This window comes from Peribacillus sp. NPDC097895, assembly GCF_050277555.1.
Taxonomy (GTDB): Bacteria; Bacillota; Bacilli; order Bacillales; family DSM-1321; genus Peribacillus.
Window position 1 is genome coordinate 1,951,182 of record NZ_JBNNSH010000001.1, and the last position, 16,512, is coordinate 1,967,693.

Annotated in this window: 11 protein-coding genes and 1 pseudogene; 11 read left to right on the forward strand and 1 reads right to left on the reverse strand. The window is 37.9% G+C overall.

Annotated elements, in window-relative coordinates:
• Nucleotides 1-52: 52 nt before the first annotated feature.
• From ACQKMH_RS09380 to uvsE, 8 genes and pseudogenes are all read left to right on the forward strand, one after another.
• Nucleotides 53-496, forward strand: coding sequence for a C40 family peptidase (locus ACQKMH_RS09380; protein ID WP_328104183.1), 444 nt, complete (start codon nucleotides 53-55; stop codon nucleotides 494-496).
• Between the two features lie 431 nt (nucleotides 497-927).
• Complete coding sequence (locus ACQKMH_RS09385) at nucleotides 928-3,054, forward strand: ATP-dependent Clp protease ATP-binding subunit (RefSeq protein ID WP_427587115.1); 2,127 nt, start codon at nucleotides 928-930, stop codon at nucleotides 3,052-3,054.
• A gap of 461 nt (nucleotides 3,055-3,515) precedes the next feature.
• Nucleotides 3,516-5,387: pseudogene (gene pulA / locus ACQKMH_RS09390) on the forward strand (type I pullulanase); the annotation flags it as partial.
• A gap of 483 nt (nucleotides 5,388-5,870) precedes the next feature.
• Nucleotides 5,871-7,373 carry a spore germination protein gene (locus ACQKMH_RS09395; protein WP_427587116.1) on the forward strand — a complete coding sequence of 501 codons (1,503 nt, stop codon included), beginning with the start codon at nucleotides 5,871-5,873 and terminating at the stop codon, nucleotides 7,371-7,373.
• Nucleotides 7,374-7,403: 30 nt separating this feature from the next.
• Nucleotides 7,404-8,597: a Ger(x)C family spore germination protein gene (locus ACQKMH_RS09400; protein ID WP_427587117.1), complete on the forward strand. Its 1,194-nt coding sequence runs from the start codon at nucleotides 7,404-7,406 to the stop codon at nucleotides 8,595-8,597.
• Between the two features lie 23 nt (nucleotides 8,598-8,620).
• Nucleotides 8,621-9,724: a GerAB/ArcD/ProY family transporter gene (locus ACQKMH_RS09405; protein WP_427587118.1), complete on the forward strand. Its 1,104-nt coding sequence runs from the start codon at nucleotides 8,621-8,623 to the stop codon at nucleotides 9,722-9,724.
• A gap of 413 nt (nucleotides 9,725-10,137) precedes the next feature.
• A complete protein-coding gene (locus ACQKMH_RS09410) occupies nucleotides 10,138-10,641 on the forward strand; it encodes a PCYCGC motif-containing (lipo)protein (protein WP_427587119.1) in 504 nt (167 codons plus the stop codon).
• Between the two features lie 183 nt (nucleotides 10,642-10,824).
• A complete protein-coding gene (uvsE, locus tag ACQKMH_RS09415; protein ID WP_427587120.1) occupies nucleotides 10,825-11,796 on the forward strand; it encodes a UV DNA damage repair endonuclease UvsE in 972 nt (323 codons plus the stop codon).
• A gap of 252 nt (nucleotides 11,797-12,048) precedes the next feature.
• On the opposite strand, the gene ACQKMH_RS09420 is transcribed toward uvsE, so the two are convergent.
• Nucleotides 12,049-12,600 (reverse strand): helix-turn-helix domain-containing protein, encoded by a 552-nt coding sequence (locus ACQKMH_RS09420; RefSeq protein WP_427587121.1) that lies wholly within the window; start codon nucleotides 12,598-12,600, stop codon nucleotides 12,049-12,051.
• Between the two features lie 606 nt (nucleotides 12,601-13,206).
• On the opposite strand from ACQKMH_RS09420, the gene ACQKMH_RS09425 reads away from it, so the two are divergent.
• From ACQKMH_RS09425 to ACQKMH_RS09435, 3 genes are all read left to right on the forward strand, one after another.
• Entirely contained in the window at nucleotides 13,207-13,638 is a 432-nt protein-coding gene (locus ACQKMH_RS09425) for a hypothetical protein (RefSeq protein WP_427587122.1), read from the forward strand.
• 5 nt (nucleotides 13,639-13,643) lie between these two features.
• On the forward strand, nucleotides 13,644-14,954 hold the full coding sequence (locus tag ACQKMH_RS09430; protein WP_427587124.1) for a sigma-54 interaction domain-containing protein: 1,311 nt from the start codon (nucleotides 13,644-13,646) through the stop codon (nucleotides 14,952-14,954).
• A 402-nt stretch (nucleotides 14,955-15,356) separates the two neighbouring features.
• Nucleotides 15,357-16,511, forward strand: a complete 1,155-nt coding sequence (locus ACQKMH_RS09435) for an acyl-CoA dehydrogenase family protein (protein WP_427587125.1) — start codon at nucleotides 15,357-15,359, stop codon at nucleotides 16,509-16,511.
• The last annotated feature ends 1 nt before the right edge of the window (nucleotide 16,512 follow it).

The window sequence follows — 16,512 nt, forward strand, 5'->3', positions numbered from 1 at the left end:
TAGCTTTTCAAGTATATTAGGTTTAGCAGATTACATCAGGGGGTAAAATATTTTGTTGAAGAAAATTGTCGTCGGATTGTCATTAGCTATAATGCTTGCTTTGGTATCTTTTGCAGGGGACCAAGCGGAAGCAGCTTCATATCATACAAAAGCGATTAAAGTAGCCAAAAGTGAATTAGGTACAAAATATAAAATGGGTGGCATTTCCTCATCAGGTTTTGATTGCTCAGGCTTAGTGAAATATTCATATCAAAAAGCTGGCAAGAATCTACCAAGGACAGCTGCTGATATATACAAAAAAGGAACAAAGGTTAAGACCTTACAAAAAGGTGACTTAATGTTCTTTGCACCAAATAAAGCTAAAAAACCCACACATGTGGCAATATACATAGGTGACAATCAATTCATTCACTCTTCTTCATCAAAAGGAGTGTCATACGCTAAAACCAATAATAGTTATTGGAAGCCAAAGTTTATTGGAGCAAAACGCATTTAATAGAAGGAAAGCATCTTTATAGTAACGAGTATGAGACTTCATGAAGTCTCTTTTTTTTGTTTATAAATAAGGGCCGATGAGACATGATCAACATTAACCATATTTGTTAGCTCTAAGACACCTTGATGCAATTAAGTAGAAGAGTGTATGTTATGATTCGTCCTCAAAGGGGTAATCAGTAAAAGAAGACATACATGGAATCTTTTTATTTGACTGGAAATAGATAGTTTAATATGATTAGCAAACCAATCCGGATGTTTCATGAATTTACCTATCCTAATTGGAATTAAGAAAATGCCTAATTTCTTTATGGAAAAAATTCCAGTTCAAAATTATTGAAAGTCAAAGAAGGTCAATGTATAATAAAGTCAGAAAGTCAAAGAAGGTCAAAGTTTTATTGTGATGTAATAATTTTAAAGGAGGAGTACTACATGCTTTGTGAAAAATGCCATGTAAACCACGCTAATATTAATGTTCACCTAAATATGAATGGTCAGGAGCATGATGTGAAACTGTGCTCCACTTGTTATAAAGAAGAGACTAACAAACTTGGAGCAGCGATGGGGGGAATGAATACTGGGAAATTCCAATATAATGGATTCCAAAATTCATTCAATCCATTTAATTATAATGAAGTGCCTCAACCGGATTCTGTTCAAGACGAAGAAGAAGGATTGCTTGAGGAGTATGGACGCAATCTGACCGATGCCGCGAAAGCAGGACTTATTGATCCAGTTATCGGCAGGAATGAAGAAATAAAACGAGTCATAGAAGTTCTAAATAGACGTAATAAAAATAATCCTGTTTTAATTGGTGAACCTGGGGTAGGTAAAACAGCCATTGCTGAAGGGTTGGCTCTGGCCATCGTTGAAGGTTCAGTACCTGTTAAGTTACGAAATAAATTAGTGTATATGCTTGATATCGCGTCACTTGTTGCGAACACTGGAATTCGGGGGCAATTCGAAGAACGGATGAAGCAGTTGATCGGTGAATTACAGGAAAGAAAAAATGTCATTTTATTCATCGATGAAATTCACCAAATTGTCGGGGCTGGTTCAGCAGAAGGATCAATGGATGCTGGAAATATCTTAAAACCAGCGCTTGCTAGAGGCGAGCTTCAACTTGTCGGAGCGACTACATTGTCTGAATATCGAAAAATTGAAAAAGACGGAGCACTTGAACGTCGCTTTCAGCCCGTTCAGGTCGATGAACCGACCACAGATGAAGCACTTGTCATTTTACAAGGATTAAAAGAAAGTTATGAAGCATATCATGGGGTCACTTATAGTGAGGAAGCCCTAAAAGCTGCAGTAGAACTTTCAAACCGCTACATTCAAGATCGTTTTCTCCCTGACAAGGCGATTGACCTGATGGATGAGTCGGGTTCTAAATTGAACTTGACCATAGAAGACGGTCAGGAAGAAGATATGAAAGAGCGTCTTGCCCAAATCTATAAAGAAAAAGAACGGGCACTAAAAGAAGAAGCATATGAAAAAGCGGCGGTTCTGCGTGATGAAGAAGTAAAATTGGAAAAGTCCTTGCAAGCTGGAGAAAATTCAGTCAAACCAATCGTTACCGTCGAGGATATCCAAGTCATCATTGAACAAAAAACCGGTATACCTGTAGGTAAGTTACAGGAGGATGAGCAAGAAAGAATGATTCATCTTCAAGCGGAACTTATGAAAAAAATCATTGGTCAGGAAGAGGCCGTTAAAAAGGTTGCAAAAGCCGTCCGCAGAAGTCGTGCAGGGCTAAAATCCAAAAACCGTCCTACCGGTTCTTTCCTTTTCGTTGGTCCAACTGGAGTAGGTAAAACAGAATTGGCAAAAACCCTTGCAGAGGAATTGTTTGGAGAAAAGGAAGCGATGATTCGTCTTGACATGAGTGAGTTCATGGAGAAACATAGTGTTTCCAAATTAATTGGTTCACCTCCTGGATACGTTGGACACGAGGAAGCAGGACAACTAACAGAAAAAGTTCGTCGTAAACCTTACAGTATTATTTTATTAGATGAGATAGAAAAGGCACATCCAGATGTTATGCATATGTTCCTGCAAATTCTAGAAGATGGGCGGTTGACGGATAGTCAAGGCCGAACCGTTACTTTTAAAGACACTGTGATTATCATGACAAGTAATGCTGGTGTCGGAGAAAAACAGAAAGTAATGGGATTCGGTACAAGTACAGCCGTGGAAGAGGCGTCCATTCTTCAGTCGTTGGGCAGTTTCTTCAAGCCGGAATTCCTGAACAGATTTGATAGCATCATTGAATTCTCAGCATTGAAGAAGGAAGATCTTCTGCAAATCGTTGATATCATGATTTCTGAGCTTGACGAAACACTTTCTGCACAAGAATTAACATTAGTCGTGACAGATGAAGCAAAACAAAAACTGATTGAATTAGGATACCATCCAACATTCGGGGCTAGACCCCTTCGTCGAGTCATTCAGGAACAACTCGAAGACGGCATCACCGACTTTATCTTTGAGCAGCCTGAAGTGAAGAACTTTACTGCAATTGTTGAAGATAACCAGATGAAAATTATTAAAACACCATAAAGAGTACTAGAAATGCCTCCAAGACCGTAAAACTGTTATGGAGGCATTTTTTTATCTTTTTTAGGGTTTTCCTGATTATCTTGATTTTTCAGAGGCCTATAATAGGTTAGAAATTAAGGGAAACAAATTGATTCATTCCAATTCTAATAATCCAGAAACGGATTTCGGAATTTTCTCCATAATTTTTCGTGCGAATGTTTTTAAGCGTCATTCCGGTGGAATCATAGGTATAGGGGATCAAATAGTGTATGATAAAGCCTATTCTTAACAAGGTATATGAAAAAATATATTAAATAAATTCCTGTTTTGGAATGGGAATTTCAATGGAGGAATGACCTATTAATGATTCACTTTCTTATTTTGAAGAGGAAAATACCAATAATCGAAAACCTACTGATAAAGAAATGGAAAATCAGTTGGAATCCCTGCCTACAGCCAATATTCATTCACTAAACCCGGCAGAATTGGATCAGCTATATTTCTTTGAAGGAAAAGACTTAGGAAATTCCTATCATAAAGATAAAACGGCATTCAGGTTATGGTCCCCCGTTGCATCTGAAGTTAAGCTTGTCACTTATGAACATTGGGATGATTCCAATGGAATGGAAATTGAAATGGATCGTTCGGAAAAGGGAACCTGGACAGTTGAATTAACCGGTGATCAGGATGGATTGATTTATACATACAAGGTGAAAGTCGGAGAAATCTGGAGTGAAGCTGTAGATCCTTATGTTCGTGCAGTCACTGTCAATGGAGATAAGGGAGTCGTGATAAATTTAGCGGACACGAATCCACAAAAGTGGACCAGGAATAAACCATCGCTCGGAAAAGCAGAGGACATCATCATCTACGAATTGCATACCAGAGATTTGTCGATTCATCCTGAAAGTGGAATTCAACATAAAGGAAAATTCTTAGGAGTCATTGAAAGTGGCACTAAAGGCCCGAATGGGGTGAAAACGGGTCTGGATCATATTAAAGATTTAGGTGTAACCCATGTTCAATTCATCCCCATATTCGATTTTGCTACCGTCAATGAAAAAAAATTAAATGAACCGCAATATAATTGGGGATATGATCCTCAAAATTATAACGCTCCTGAGGGTTCTTACTCGACTGATCCCTACCAACCAAAAGTAAGGATCCGGGAGTTGAAGGAAATGATCCAAGGCTTACATGATCAGGGGCTGCGTGTGATCATGGATGTGGTATACAATCACGTTTATTCGGTGGCTGATTCAAACTTCAATAAACTCGTACCCACCTACTTTTTTCGCTATAACGCCGATGGTACATTATCAAATGGCACTGGTGTTGGAAATGACACGGCCTCTGAACATAAAATGATGCGTAAATTTATCGTTGAATCCGTCACCTATTGGGCGAAAGAATTCAACCTCGATGGCTTCCGTTTTGATTTAATGGGGATTCATGATGTGGATACGATGAATGAAGTGAAAAAAGCACTTGTAGAAATTGATCCCACCATCATTGTTTTAGGAGAAGGCTGGGATATGAATACCCCATTAGCCCAAGATCAAAAAGCGAATCAAAAAAACGCACGTAAAATGCCTGGCATCGCACATTTTAATGATACAATCCGGGATGGGTTAAAAGGATTCGTGATGAACGCGCATGATAAAGGATTTATTAATGGGAAGCCAGGTATGGAGGATATTATAAGAAAAAGTATCGCTGCTGGATTGAAATACGATGATCATATTGCATCTTATCAAAAACCAGATCAAGTCATCAATTATGTTGAAGCGCATGATAATTTCACCTTATGGGATAAACTTAACATCACGAATCCGGAAGCAACAGAAGATGACCGTAAACAGATGCATAAATTAGCTTCCGCCATTGTCTTACTGTCACAGGGCATACCGATGATTCATGCTGGACAAGAATTTATGCGCACGAAGGATGGGGATGAAAACAGCTATCAATCATCTGACTGGGTTAACCGTTTGGATTGGAAAAGAAGAGCGGAGTTTGATCACGAAGTCGAATATATGAAAGGGCTCATTTTGCTAAGAAAAAACCATTCGGTTTTTAGATTAAGTACACCCGAAGAAATCGAAACGCATTTACAGTTTCTCGATTCCCCATCGAATGTCGTTGCATACACTCTACTTGCAGATGATTCAAAAATCGCAGTGATTCATAATGCAAATTGGGACGCGATAAGCATTACTCTTCCCCAAGAAGGGAATTGGTCCGTATTAGTGAATGGTCAGCAGGCGGGTCTGGAAGAAATCGAAAGGTTAAAAGGGGGGCGTATAACAGTTCCCGCTTTAAGTTCATTCGTTTTAAAACAAATTTGTAATTGATGATATAAAAGTTGAAGTGAGTGAATACTTTCACTCACTTTTATTTTTAGTTCATTTACCAGAGAATCAACGATTGTATAAAGCAAATGAAACAGCGGATATAATAAGGCCGACCTCCAGGAAGTCATACGGATCAAAAATACACAGTAAAGGCGGAAGAGCGAGAACGTAACTCCAGTTGGATCTGGATTGCAGCCGGAGTTTCCCTTGTAACCATTCCACTTACCTTATCGAAAAGAAAGGTACCTTGACCGTTTCGTATTCGAAACTGTAAAGACGCACACTTAATAAAAGCCGATGATTCCTAAATTAGGAAACATCGGCTTTTTCCTGAATTTAGGATTTAGCTAGATGAGTAACAATAACGAATTCATGCTAGGGGATAATATCAATATCTCTCTCATTACATATATTTAACATAATTACAAATAATAAAGCAAACATTAGTGGAACGAACAACACTTATCAAAGAGGAGCAGGAAAGTGCGAATAGGACGTTTTCATAAAAAGTCTGAAGAAAAAACTACAACAAATAATCATATAAAAGTAAACACCTTATCCGACGTGGTGAATGAAAATGTAGTGAGATTAATGAACGAGCTCGGGCACAGTTCAGATCTGTCAATTCGAATGATTGAGTCTCCACACCATAAACCGGTACAAGCAGCTGTAATCCACCTTGACGGATTGGCTGATGGTAACATCATTAATGAAAACATCGTGGTTCCATTAATACAGTGGTTTAAAGAAAATAATCAAACATTGATAGAGATGGAAGAACGGGCAAGTCATATTTTAACGGTATCTCAAGTAACCGTAAAAGAAAGTTGGCAGGAATTTATATCAGCAGTTTTGACAGGAGATACGGTTGTATTGTTGAATGGCAGTACAAAAGCATTCATCGCCAGTACGAAAAGTCAGCCATCCCGTGCGATAACTGAGCCGACAAGCCAAACGGTGATTAGAGGACCAAAAGATAGTTTTACTGAGAATTTAAGAACCAATACGTCATTAATTCGAGCTAGGGTTCAAAATCCTGATGTACGTTTAGTAAGCTTGAAAGTCGGAAGTATCACACAAACGGATATTGCTGTCATGTACATTCAGGGAATCGCGGATGATAGTATTGTGGAGGAAGTCAAAAAACGCGTACAGGGCATTGATATTGATGGAGTACTTGAATCTAATTATATTGAGGAATTGATTCAGGATGATGGATTGACGATTTTTCCCCTTCTTTTGAATACGGAACGGCCTGATGCAGTTGTAGGGAATTTATTGGAAGGGCGAATCGCCATCATCATTCAAGGAACTCCTTTTGTTTTAATAGTCCCGGCGTTGTTTTCGCAATTTTTTCAATCTCCGGAGGACTATTATCAAAATCAATACATCAGCTCCTTTTTAAGGATGTTAAGATTTGCAGCCTTTTTTCTATCGATGTATGCATCCTCTATTTATTTGGCCCTAATTACTCATCACCAGGGGCTTATCCCTACAACTTTAATCGTTAGTTTAATGGCACAAAGGGAAAATGTTCCTTTTCCAGGAATTGTCGAAATACTGGTAATGGAAACGGCCTTTGAGATTTTACGCGAGGCAGGAATTCGGATGCCAAGAGCGATCGGGCCAGCTGTATCAATTGTAGGCGCACTTATTTTAGGGCAGGCAGCTGTTGAAGCGGGATTTGTGGGAGCGGCAGTGGTTATCATAGTAGCCATTTCTGCAATCAGCAGTTTTACACTGCCGAATACCAGTCTAGTTAATGTGACACGTGGAATTCGATTTATGTTGATTTTTATTTCAGCATTCATAGGCTTATATGGCATATTGCTTTTCACTTTATGTATCTGGCTTCATATGAGCAGCCTGAGGTCAATTGGTGTACCATATTTTGCACCATTTGCTCCATTTCGTTTCAAGGAGCAAAAAGATGGTTTTTTTCGATTCCCACTACCATCACTATTAAAAAAACCATCAAGAAAATAAAACTCGGCTAAAAACGATTGGGGATGAAAAATGAAAATTAATATTTCGCTTTTATGGATGGCAGCCATTTGCTTATTGATTTCAGGGTGTTCAAATTATCGGGAATTAAACGAGCTTGGGGTCATTATAGGGATGGGAATCGACCATAACGATGATCCAAAAAACCCATACAAAGTAACCTATCAAGTCATTAATCCAAGCGGGCTAGCCCAAACCAGCACTTCCGGAGGTAAAGGTCTTGCTGTCATCAACTATACTGTAACGGCAAAAACGATAGTTGAGGCTTTTGCAAAAGCATCAGCCATTATTCCTAGAGAAAACAATATTTCACACCTTTCTCTCATTATTATCGGGGAAGAGTTAGCACGAAATGGTATTGATTTATTATTTGATTCTGTCGATAGAGGCAAAAATCAAAGGGTAAGTGTCCCGATCTTTATTGCTCGCGGGAAGACTGCAGAGTATTTGTTTGGTGTAATTGAACCACTTGAAATTACTCCAGGTAAAAATATCATTACCACAACTAAAAGTGAGCAAAGCGACTATGGATCCACTAATGAAGTGTTATTATATGAAACCATTTCAGCACTTACGAGTGAAGGGAAGGATGTATCACTTCCTGGAATCAGTATAAGGAATGATTCAAAAGAGGCAAAGCAATTAAGCAATTTTGAGACGACTGCCCCGGCTTATATAGAGGCAAAAGGATTAGCCCTATTTAGAAAAGGAAAAATGGTGAGATGGCTTGATGGAGAAACGGGCAGAGCTGCTCAGTTTGTGACATCGGAAATAAACAGGACAGATGTTGTGATACCCTGCAGAGAGAAGGGAAATGTCACGATCACGGTAATTAGAGCAAAAAGCAAAATGAAAACCAAAATCCACCATGAAAAACCTGTCATTCAAACTAGTTTGAATGTGATGGGAGAAATGATGGAAACATCTTGTGGCCTGGATATGAGCAATCCGAAGTTGTTAAAAGAGTTCGAAAGAAAAATGGAAAATGATCTAAAAAAGCAAATTAAAAGGACGATTAGAATCGCTCAAAAAGAAAAGTCTGACATTTTTGGTTTTGGTGATGCCTTGTCACGAACAAACCCGGATTATTGGCGTCTGCATAAAAAAAATTGGGATAACCTATTTTCTGATGCGGAGATATCTATGAAGATAAACGTTGACATTATTAATTCCGGAATGAGAATGGAACCTTATAAATCGAAATAAAAAAATGAGGAGGTGAGGAGAGATTGCCTAAAATAAAAATAGATGGAGTTCAGTTATTTTGTATGATGGTCATTTTTATGTTTGGCAGTAATTTACTGATTGATATAGGAAAAGGGGCCAAGCAGGATGTCTGGATTGTGAATCTCTTATCAACTCTTTTTGGGTGTTTACTGTATTTCGTGTATATTTCATTATTTAAAAAATACCCTGACTTACCGATGACCGGTTATGTCCGAAAAATTTGGGGTAAATATTTTGGCGGTTTATTCAGTTTTTTCTATATCATCTATTTTGTTTATCTGGCATCAAGAGTGTTACGGGATTTTGAAGAATTATTAATTAGCTCCACTTATAGACGCACTTCCATTATAACGCTGGGGATATGCATGATACTTGTTTTAATTTATGGAGTTCACCTAGGGGTAGAAGCATTTGCACGTGTTACATGCTTATGCTTTGCCATTATTATCGTGACCCTTTTGATTCTAAACATTATGTTTGTACTAGGAGGATATACAAAATTGGTAAACCTTCAGCCTGTTTTAGGCAATGGATGGGGAAAGGTATGGAAAGAGTTGATTCCTACTGGTATCACTGTACCTTTTGGAGAATTGATTACGTTCACGATGATTCTTCCGTATTTGAATAAAAAGAGCTCTGCCGTTAAAGTGGGCCTTTTTGCGATAATTATAGGTGGCGTTTCTTTAACTCTTAATTCGATCATTCTTTTGTCTGTATTGGGTCCAGAGGCGGTATTAAGGTCAAATTTCCCTGCTCTTACAGCTGTCAGTTATATAAATATCGCTGATTTTATAGAAAGACTGGATTCGTTCATTCTTGTTTTAATGATCATTTTAGGTTTCATTAAGATATCAATCTTTTTCTTTTGTGCCATTATTGGCGCTGCGGACTTATTTCAAATGAAACCTTCCCCTGTATTCATTTATCTGGTTGGCGGTGTTATTTTCTTCTCTTCGCTTATGATTGCACCTAGCTATCAGGCTCATATAGATGAAGGGTTAAAAGTCGTCCCTTACCTTTTGCACCTACCATTACTCATTGGCGTTCCCATTTTATTATTGATTACGGCATATATAAAACAAAAAATGAAACCAGCAGTTTCATGAAGAGGGAGTCTGCCGGTTTTTGACGGCTGAGAATACGATCAAACATAAATAGATTATGGTGAATGAAATGAGCAGAAAGTAATCTTCTCCACGAGCTACTATCAAATATTGTTTGATGCTATAGAAAGAGTGCCATATATTTAAGCCCTGCAGTCTGTCAAGGAGTATAATAAGTAAATACGTGCCTAACAAAATTAACAATGATGGTAGCGCTCTCATGACAATATCACCTCATTCTTTTTTCTTAAAGTGTGGTTAATACTTTAAAAATATGCACGAATTCGTATTAGGTTATGTGGTCTGGATACTTGATACTTGCCATTTTCAATCCTTATTATGTTGGAACCTTATGCTTGTAGAAATGCATTCCATGCCATAAAATGGGAGTATCAAATGGATCAAGGAGTGAATAAATGAAACTTAAATTAATGACCATGACTTTGGGGATCTGCTCTTCTTTAATACTTTCAGGTTGTTCAAGTGAAAAGGAAAGTGTTGTTCAAAACGAAAACAGTCATGAAGGACATTCAGAACATACAGTATCCGGAGATCTTCAAGAGGAGACCAGCAGTAAGGAAATAGCACCGGATTTCTTAGCCGAAAAACCAGAAGATATGAAGACAATCTATTTAGCTGTTGCTCAAAACAAAGATTTACTGGAAAAAATACCATGTTACTGCGGTTGCGGGGAGTCAGCTAACCATAAAAACAATTACGATTGTTTCATCCATGAAAATAAAAAAAATGGGGAAGTGGTTTGGGATGACCACGGGACGAAATGCGGGGTTTGCTTAGAAATAGCTGCACAATCCATATTGGACTTGAATGACGGTATGAGTATCAAAGATATCCGGAATAAAGTCGATGAAAAATATAAAAGTGGATATGCCAAACCAACACCAACCCCTGGAGTGTAAGGACAAAAAAAGAAATGAAAGACTAGCGTGAAAATGATAATTAGGAAAATGGCTTTTGACCGATATTCATTCGGGAAATGCCATTTCTTCATTTCTTGGAGTGAAGGATTCTTTCACACATATAATATTGGTTAAAATAGGGAATGCTTCCATTAAACATTAAACCATAAAGGAGATATCACTTTGACATTAATCCGCCTTGGTTATGTAGCCATGAGTACTCATGTACCAAACTGTTCCCCATCCCAAACGATGACATTTGCTCAGTTTTCAAAAATTAAAGACAGAGATGCAGCAATAAGAAAACTCGAACGTATTTCCATTTCCAATCTGCATAATTGTTGGCGGTTACTGATTCATAACGAAGCCAATAATATTCAGTTTTTTAGGCTTTCATCCAAACTCATTCCTCTAGCCAATCATTCGGAAATTCCAGAATGGGATTACATAGATCCAATTTCAGAAGAACTGGACAAATTAAAAACCTTCATTTCCAATCACACAGAAATAAGAATAGATTTTCACCCAGATCATTTTGTCGTTTTGAATAGTTCTCATATCGATATATTGAAAACATCATTAAAAACGTTAAAAATGCATCATACTTTATTACAAAAAATGGGGGTGGATCCCGAGCACCGCTGCGTACTGCATGTTGGCGGAGGCTATGGCGAGCATGTGCAGGCCTTAGAACAATTTATCCATAATTGGGGCTTGATACCTGAACCGATTCAAAGAATGGTGATTCTCGAGAATGATGACACGACCTATACTTTGTCGGAAACCCTTTACTTATGTGAGAAATTGGGGATACCAATGGTATTTGATTATCACCATTACTTAGCACATCAGTTACCAAGCGAAGAATGGAAAGATCATTGGGACCGAATATTAAATACCTGGAGGAATTCCAAACTACCTCCTAAAATGCATATCTCAAGCCCAAGGTCGGATAAAGAATTTCGAGCACATGCTGACTATGTGGATCCAAGTATGTTCATGGAATTTTTACAACATATTAAAGGAAGCTTACCGCAATTGGATTGCATGATTGAAGCGAAGCAAAAGGATGGGGCACTTTTCCAATTGATGGATCAGCTGAAAGCTTACAAAGAAATAGAGATCATTGATGGTGCCAGTTTTTATATTCATTGATTCGCTGGATAACAAAAATTTGATAAAGAGAGTTGGATTAGATTCTTTATCAACAAAATTAGTTTACATAACATTATTATTGTTGAGTAATTGTGGTTATTTCTCAAAGGAAGTGGGAGTAAGGGTTAGGCGATCTTGCATTAATAATTTCTCGTAAAAACTAAATACTATTATATTCCTCTTCATAATATGTTTACACCCACAATCCTCAAAATTTATTTCAACGTACGTATAAGTTACTCTATTTATTTTTCAGTGGATGGTATAAAAGACTACCTGAGTACATTCACACACTTCATCACCCAGATTTTGATATACCTGATTAGTATCAGGAGAGAAAGAGATGGCATCTCCTTTCTGTAAGGTGCAACTTTCCCCGCCTATTTCTATGGTTAAAGTGCCAGAATGTACGGTTATTGATTTTAGTCCCTCAATAGGAGAGGACAAATGTGTACAACCTGGTAGTAGGCGAATACGATATGTTTCAAACGGAACACCTGGTGAGGCAAATGTATTATGAGCTTCAAAAAGATCGTTATATTCTTGAAACTTTGGTTGCTCCTCTTCTCGAAGAATTTTAATAGAAGGATTTCTTACAAGAAATGAACCGAACGGAATTTGTAGTCCAGCAGCTATTTTCCACAGTATAGCCACAGTTGGATTTGAGCTGCCTCGTTCAATTTGCCCTAGCATAGGTTTACTAACACCAGTCAGTCCAGCAAGGTCGTCCAAGGATAATTTACGTTGTTGGCGATAAAAACGTAATCGTTGACCAATTTGAATTGATAAAGTTTTTTTTTCCATATATATAGCCCTCCGCGTCTTGATAGGTATTGATTGTATGTTATATGATATATTAAAGATGTTATAAAATACAATGAAAGGTCCATCAATATTAGCTTTATAGCTTTGCATAAGCACCACCACTATTATAAGTTAATCTATTTACACTGCGATGGGTTGCGGAACGAAGTCATGAAGTCGGTCAGTAATTATCGCAAAATTCAATCAATAATGTCGTGATTATTTTGTCATTTCGGTGACAGCAAATCACCATGATTCATGGACTTTGTGTAAGTTTATATTAGTTAAAATAGAGGAGACCAAATAATGAACACATATTTAATTGCAGGCAGACAAGCAAGCAAAGTATGGTAGCTAAAAATGTATGCGCTCCCATAATATTTACATTTGAACTAGACTTTAAGTGCGGAATCATTATAGTTCGTGGGAAAGCAGGCCGTTAATATAAGTGCCCTGAAAGATGCATTGGACAGTTCGATATAAAATGAAATCGAATAGATCTTTGCCGAAGACTCCCGGTATGTCTTTTTCTGCATGGGAGTGTATTCTAGCATTTATACCTTTAAATAAAAATTCTGAATAATTAAACAAGGGAGGGTATGAACCATGAGTTATACAATGACGGAGTTGTTTACAGGACAAATTGCGCGTTTGCAACGAACATTTACTGAACAGGACGTAAGACTTTGTAAGGAATTAACTAGAGACTATAGCCCAGTATACGGACTGAATGAAGATATATGGAAAAGTTACTATAGTCAACCAATTGTACCTGGCTTGTTGACAGAAGGGTTAATTACTCAAGTCATTAGTGAAAAACTCCCTGGAAGTGCCTGTATTTTGCTACAAAAGGAATTGGTTTTTTATCATCCGGTGTATGTAGGAGACGTTATTACTGTGGAGTTGGAGATTATTGATTTAAATTTGAAGAGGAACTGGGTTACCCAAAAGGTTACCTGTTACAATCAGGCTGGTAATGAAGTAATCAAAGGACAAGTTGTCATTTTTGTTTTATCCAATGAGAAAATGGATAGGTGATCAAAATGAAGAAACTTAATCTGATAGACCAAACCGAAGACTGGGGCTTTATTGAAGTTGATGAGGGCGGATTATTGATCGATATTAGTTCGGATTTTTGTGAAAATTTTCTGATTGATAAAAAAGATTGGTTAGGAGCTTATGCAAAGGAAGTTATCCAAGGAACCCATTACCGTAAGCATGCGAAGGTATTATTTGGAGTCGTTTTTGGATATTCATGCTTAATTAGAGTAATGAAAATGAAAGAACATAAGATTTATCGGGTGATTGTCCGTCAAGAAGATGTTGATCATTATGAAATGGTTTCGTTTATGAATTCTCTAGATATCTTAAAAAGGAAGAAAAAGTCAACAGGTCAGAATCGATATAGTTTTGAAGAGATTATCGGCGAAGGTTCGGCGATTGAGCAGATTAAAGAGTTGGCAGCCCGTATCGCAACAAGTAATTCTACTGTTTTATTGACGGGAGAAAGCGGAACAGGGAAGGAATTGTTTGCTCAAGCGATACACGGATTAAGCACGAGAAAAAATAATCCTTTTGTGGCGGTGAATTGTGCTGCTATCCCGGATGAATTATTTGAATCGGAAGTTTTCGGATATGAGCCAGGAGCGTTCAGTGGTGCGAAAAAGGAAGGGAAACCAGGGAAAATCGAGATGGCCCAGCATGGTACTCTTTTTCTGGATGAAATATCAGAACTCCCATACCAAGCCCAAGGAAAACTTCTTCGTGTATTACAGGAAAGAGAAGTCGAACGACTCGGTGGAACAGGGAGTAAAAATGTCGATATTCGGATTATCGCCGCAACAAACCGGGATTTGAGAACGCTTGTTCAGGAAGGGAAGTTCAGGCAAGATTTATTTTATCGATTATACGTCTTTGATTTGAAAATTCCATCACTTCGGCAAAGAAAAGAGGATATTATTCCATTAGCCCACTTTTTCATCGAACATTTTAATGAGAAATTTGGTGTTCACGTAAAATTCATCGATTCTAAGCTACAAGAGAGGTTATTAAGTTATGATTGGCCTGGTAATGTACGTGAATTAAAAGCCTATATTGAACGCGGAATGAATTTGGTCTTGGGAGATACTCTCATGATAGACGATTTACACATTTCACCTAATGTGTCTTCAGATGTAATAAAAAGAACGCCGACTCCCATTCAAAGTTTAGAAGAGGAAGTAAAGTGCACGGAAATCAACGCAATTCAACGTGCATTACAAGAAGCGAATGGAGACCGAACTTTGGCTGCACAAAAACTAAAAATACATCTTGCTAGCCTTTACCGTAAAATTGCAAAATATAATCTAAAATAATACGTTTACCAAACGGTAAAAACTCACATGCTTTAGTCATTCTCCTGAAAGGACCTGGTATGAAATCCAGTAAAATCAAAGGATTTCGTGCCGGGTCTTTTCATTTTTTGTGATCGATTTGAGTCTTATGGGACAGTCTTTTTGTATTCGTGATTGTAGTCATGACCATAAATAGTTTGCTTTAACATCCGTAAATGTCTGAATGTTCTAAATTAATAAGAGTGGAAAGTGTCACGTTACCTTCTATATGGTGCTTGTTGGTATCTTTTCGCAAATATACTTCGCAAATTTGCGAACGATATCACTTTTGCGAATTCGAACGAGGAAGGAATGCTATTTTTCCAGGGGAACAAGTTGGCACGATACTTGCAATAAATAAAGTAAGGGAAGGGAGGAATTATATTGTTAAACTTTTCATTTACAGAAGAACAGGATTATTTTCGAAAGATGCTAAAAGAATTTGCAAAGGAGGAGCTGCTTCCTAATTATACAAAGTGGGACAGAGAGGGGATTACGCCAAGGCATTTATGGAAGAAGCTGGGTGAGATAGGTGTCAATGGTCTTCGAATTCCGGAAGAGTATGGTGGAACCGGTGCAGATTGCGTGACAACTGGAATAGCTGCCGAAGAAATTGGAAGAGGTGATTTCAACCTTACCTATTCTGTTATGTTGAATGGATTAATTGGAGAAATTATCAATAATCATGCACGTGAAGAGCTTAAGCAAGAATGGCTTCCAAAAATTGCAAGTGGCGAAAAAATTGTTGGTATTGCTATAACTGAACCATCGGCAGGTACAGATGCTGGAGGAATAAAGACAACAGCAGTACATAAAGACGGCGTGTATGTTCTGAATGGAGAAAAATCTGGAATTAGCGTAGCGACTGTTGGTGATGCATTTCTTACCTTTGCAAAAACAAATCCTGAACTAGGGAACAGAGGAATTAGTGCATTTATCATTCCAGCAGATCTTCCCGGTGTTGAATGTAAAGCATATGAGGATATGGGGAATATTCCAATAGGCAGGGGATCTGTTTATTTAAATGAAGTTAAAGTACCCGAAGAAAACTTAATAGGCATGGAAAATAAAGGTTTCTCTCAAGTGATGAATGGGTTTGATTTAAGTCGGTTGTTAATCGGATTGCAATGTGTGGGTGCTGCAAGCCAAAGTCTAGACGAGACGATCGAACACGTGAAAATGAGACATTCTTTTGGCAAACCTTTAGCAACCTACCAAGGGGTATCATTTCCAATCGTTACGCACTTTACCCAATTAGAACTAATAAAGTGGCAGGCATATAGGGGTCTCTGGCTTCGTGATCAAGGGTTAAATCACTCAAAGGAATCAGCATCTGTCAAATGGTTAGGACCAAAATATAGTGCGGATGCAATTCATGAATGTTTATTGTTAAATGGACATTATGCTTATACGAAAGAGATGCCGCATGAGCAACGGTTGCGTGATGTAATTGGCCTAGAAATTGGTGATGGAACAGCACAAGCTAATCAAATGGTCATTGCAAAAGATATCATTGGAAAAGAATTCCGTTCCTATTAAT

Excerpts from the sequence above, each read along its gene's own strand:
- ACQKMH_RS09385 (WP_427587115.1), top strand. The coding sequence starts at position 928 with ATGCTTTGTGAAAAATGCCATGTAAACCACGCTAATATTAATGTTCAC.
- ACQKMH_RS09400 (WP_427587117.1), top strand. The coding sequence starts at position 7,404 with ATGAAAATTAATATTTCGCTTTTATGGATGGCAGCCATTTGCTTATTG.
- ACQKMH_RS09410 (WP_427587119.1), top strand. The coding sequence starts at position 10,138 with ATGAAACTTAAATTAATGACCATGACTTTGGGGATCTGCTCTTCTTTA.
- ACQKMH_RS09420 (WP_427587121.1), bottom strand. The coding sequence starts at position 12,600 with ATGGAAAAAAAAACTTTATCAATTCAAATTGGTCAACGATTACGTTTT.
- ACQKMH_RS09425 (WP_427587122.1), top strand. The coding sequence starts at position 13,207 with ATGAGTTATACAATGACGGAGTTGTTTACAGGACAAATTGCGCGTTTG.
- ACQKMH_RS09430 (WP_427587124.1), top strand. The coding sequence starts at position 13,644 with ATGAAGAAACTTAATCTGATAGACCAAACCGAAGACTGGGGCTTTATT.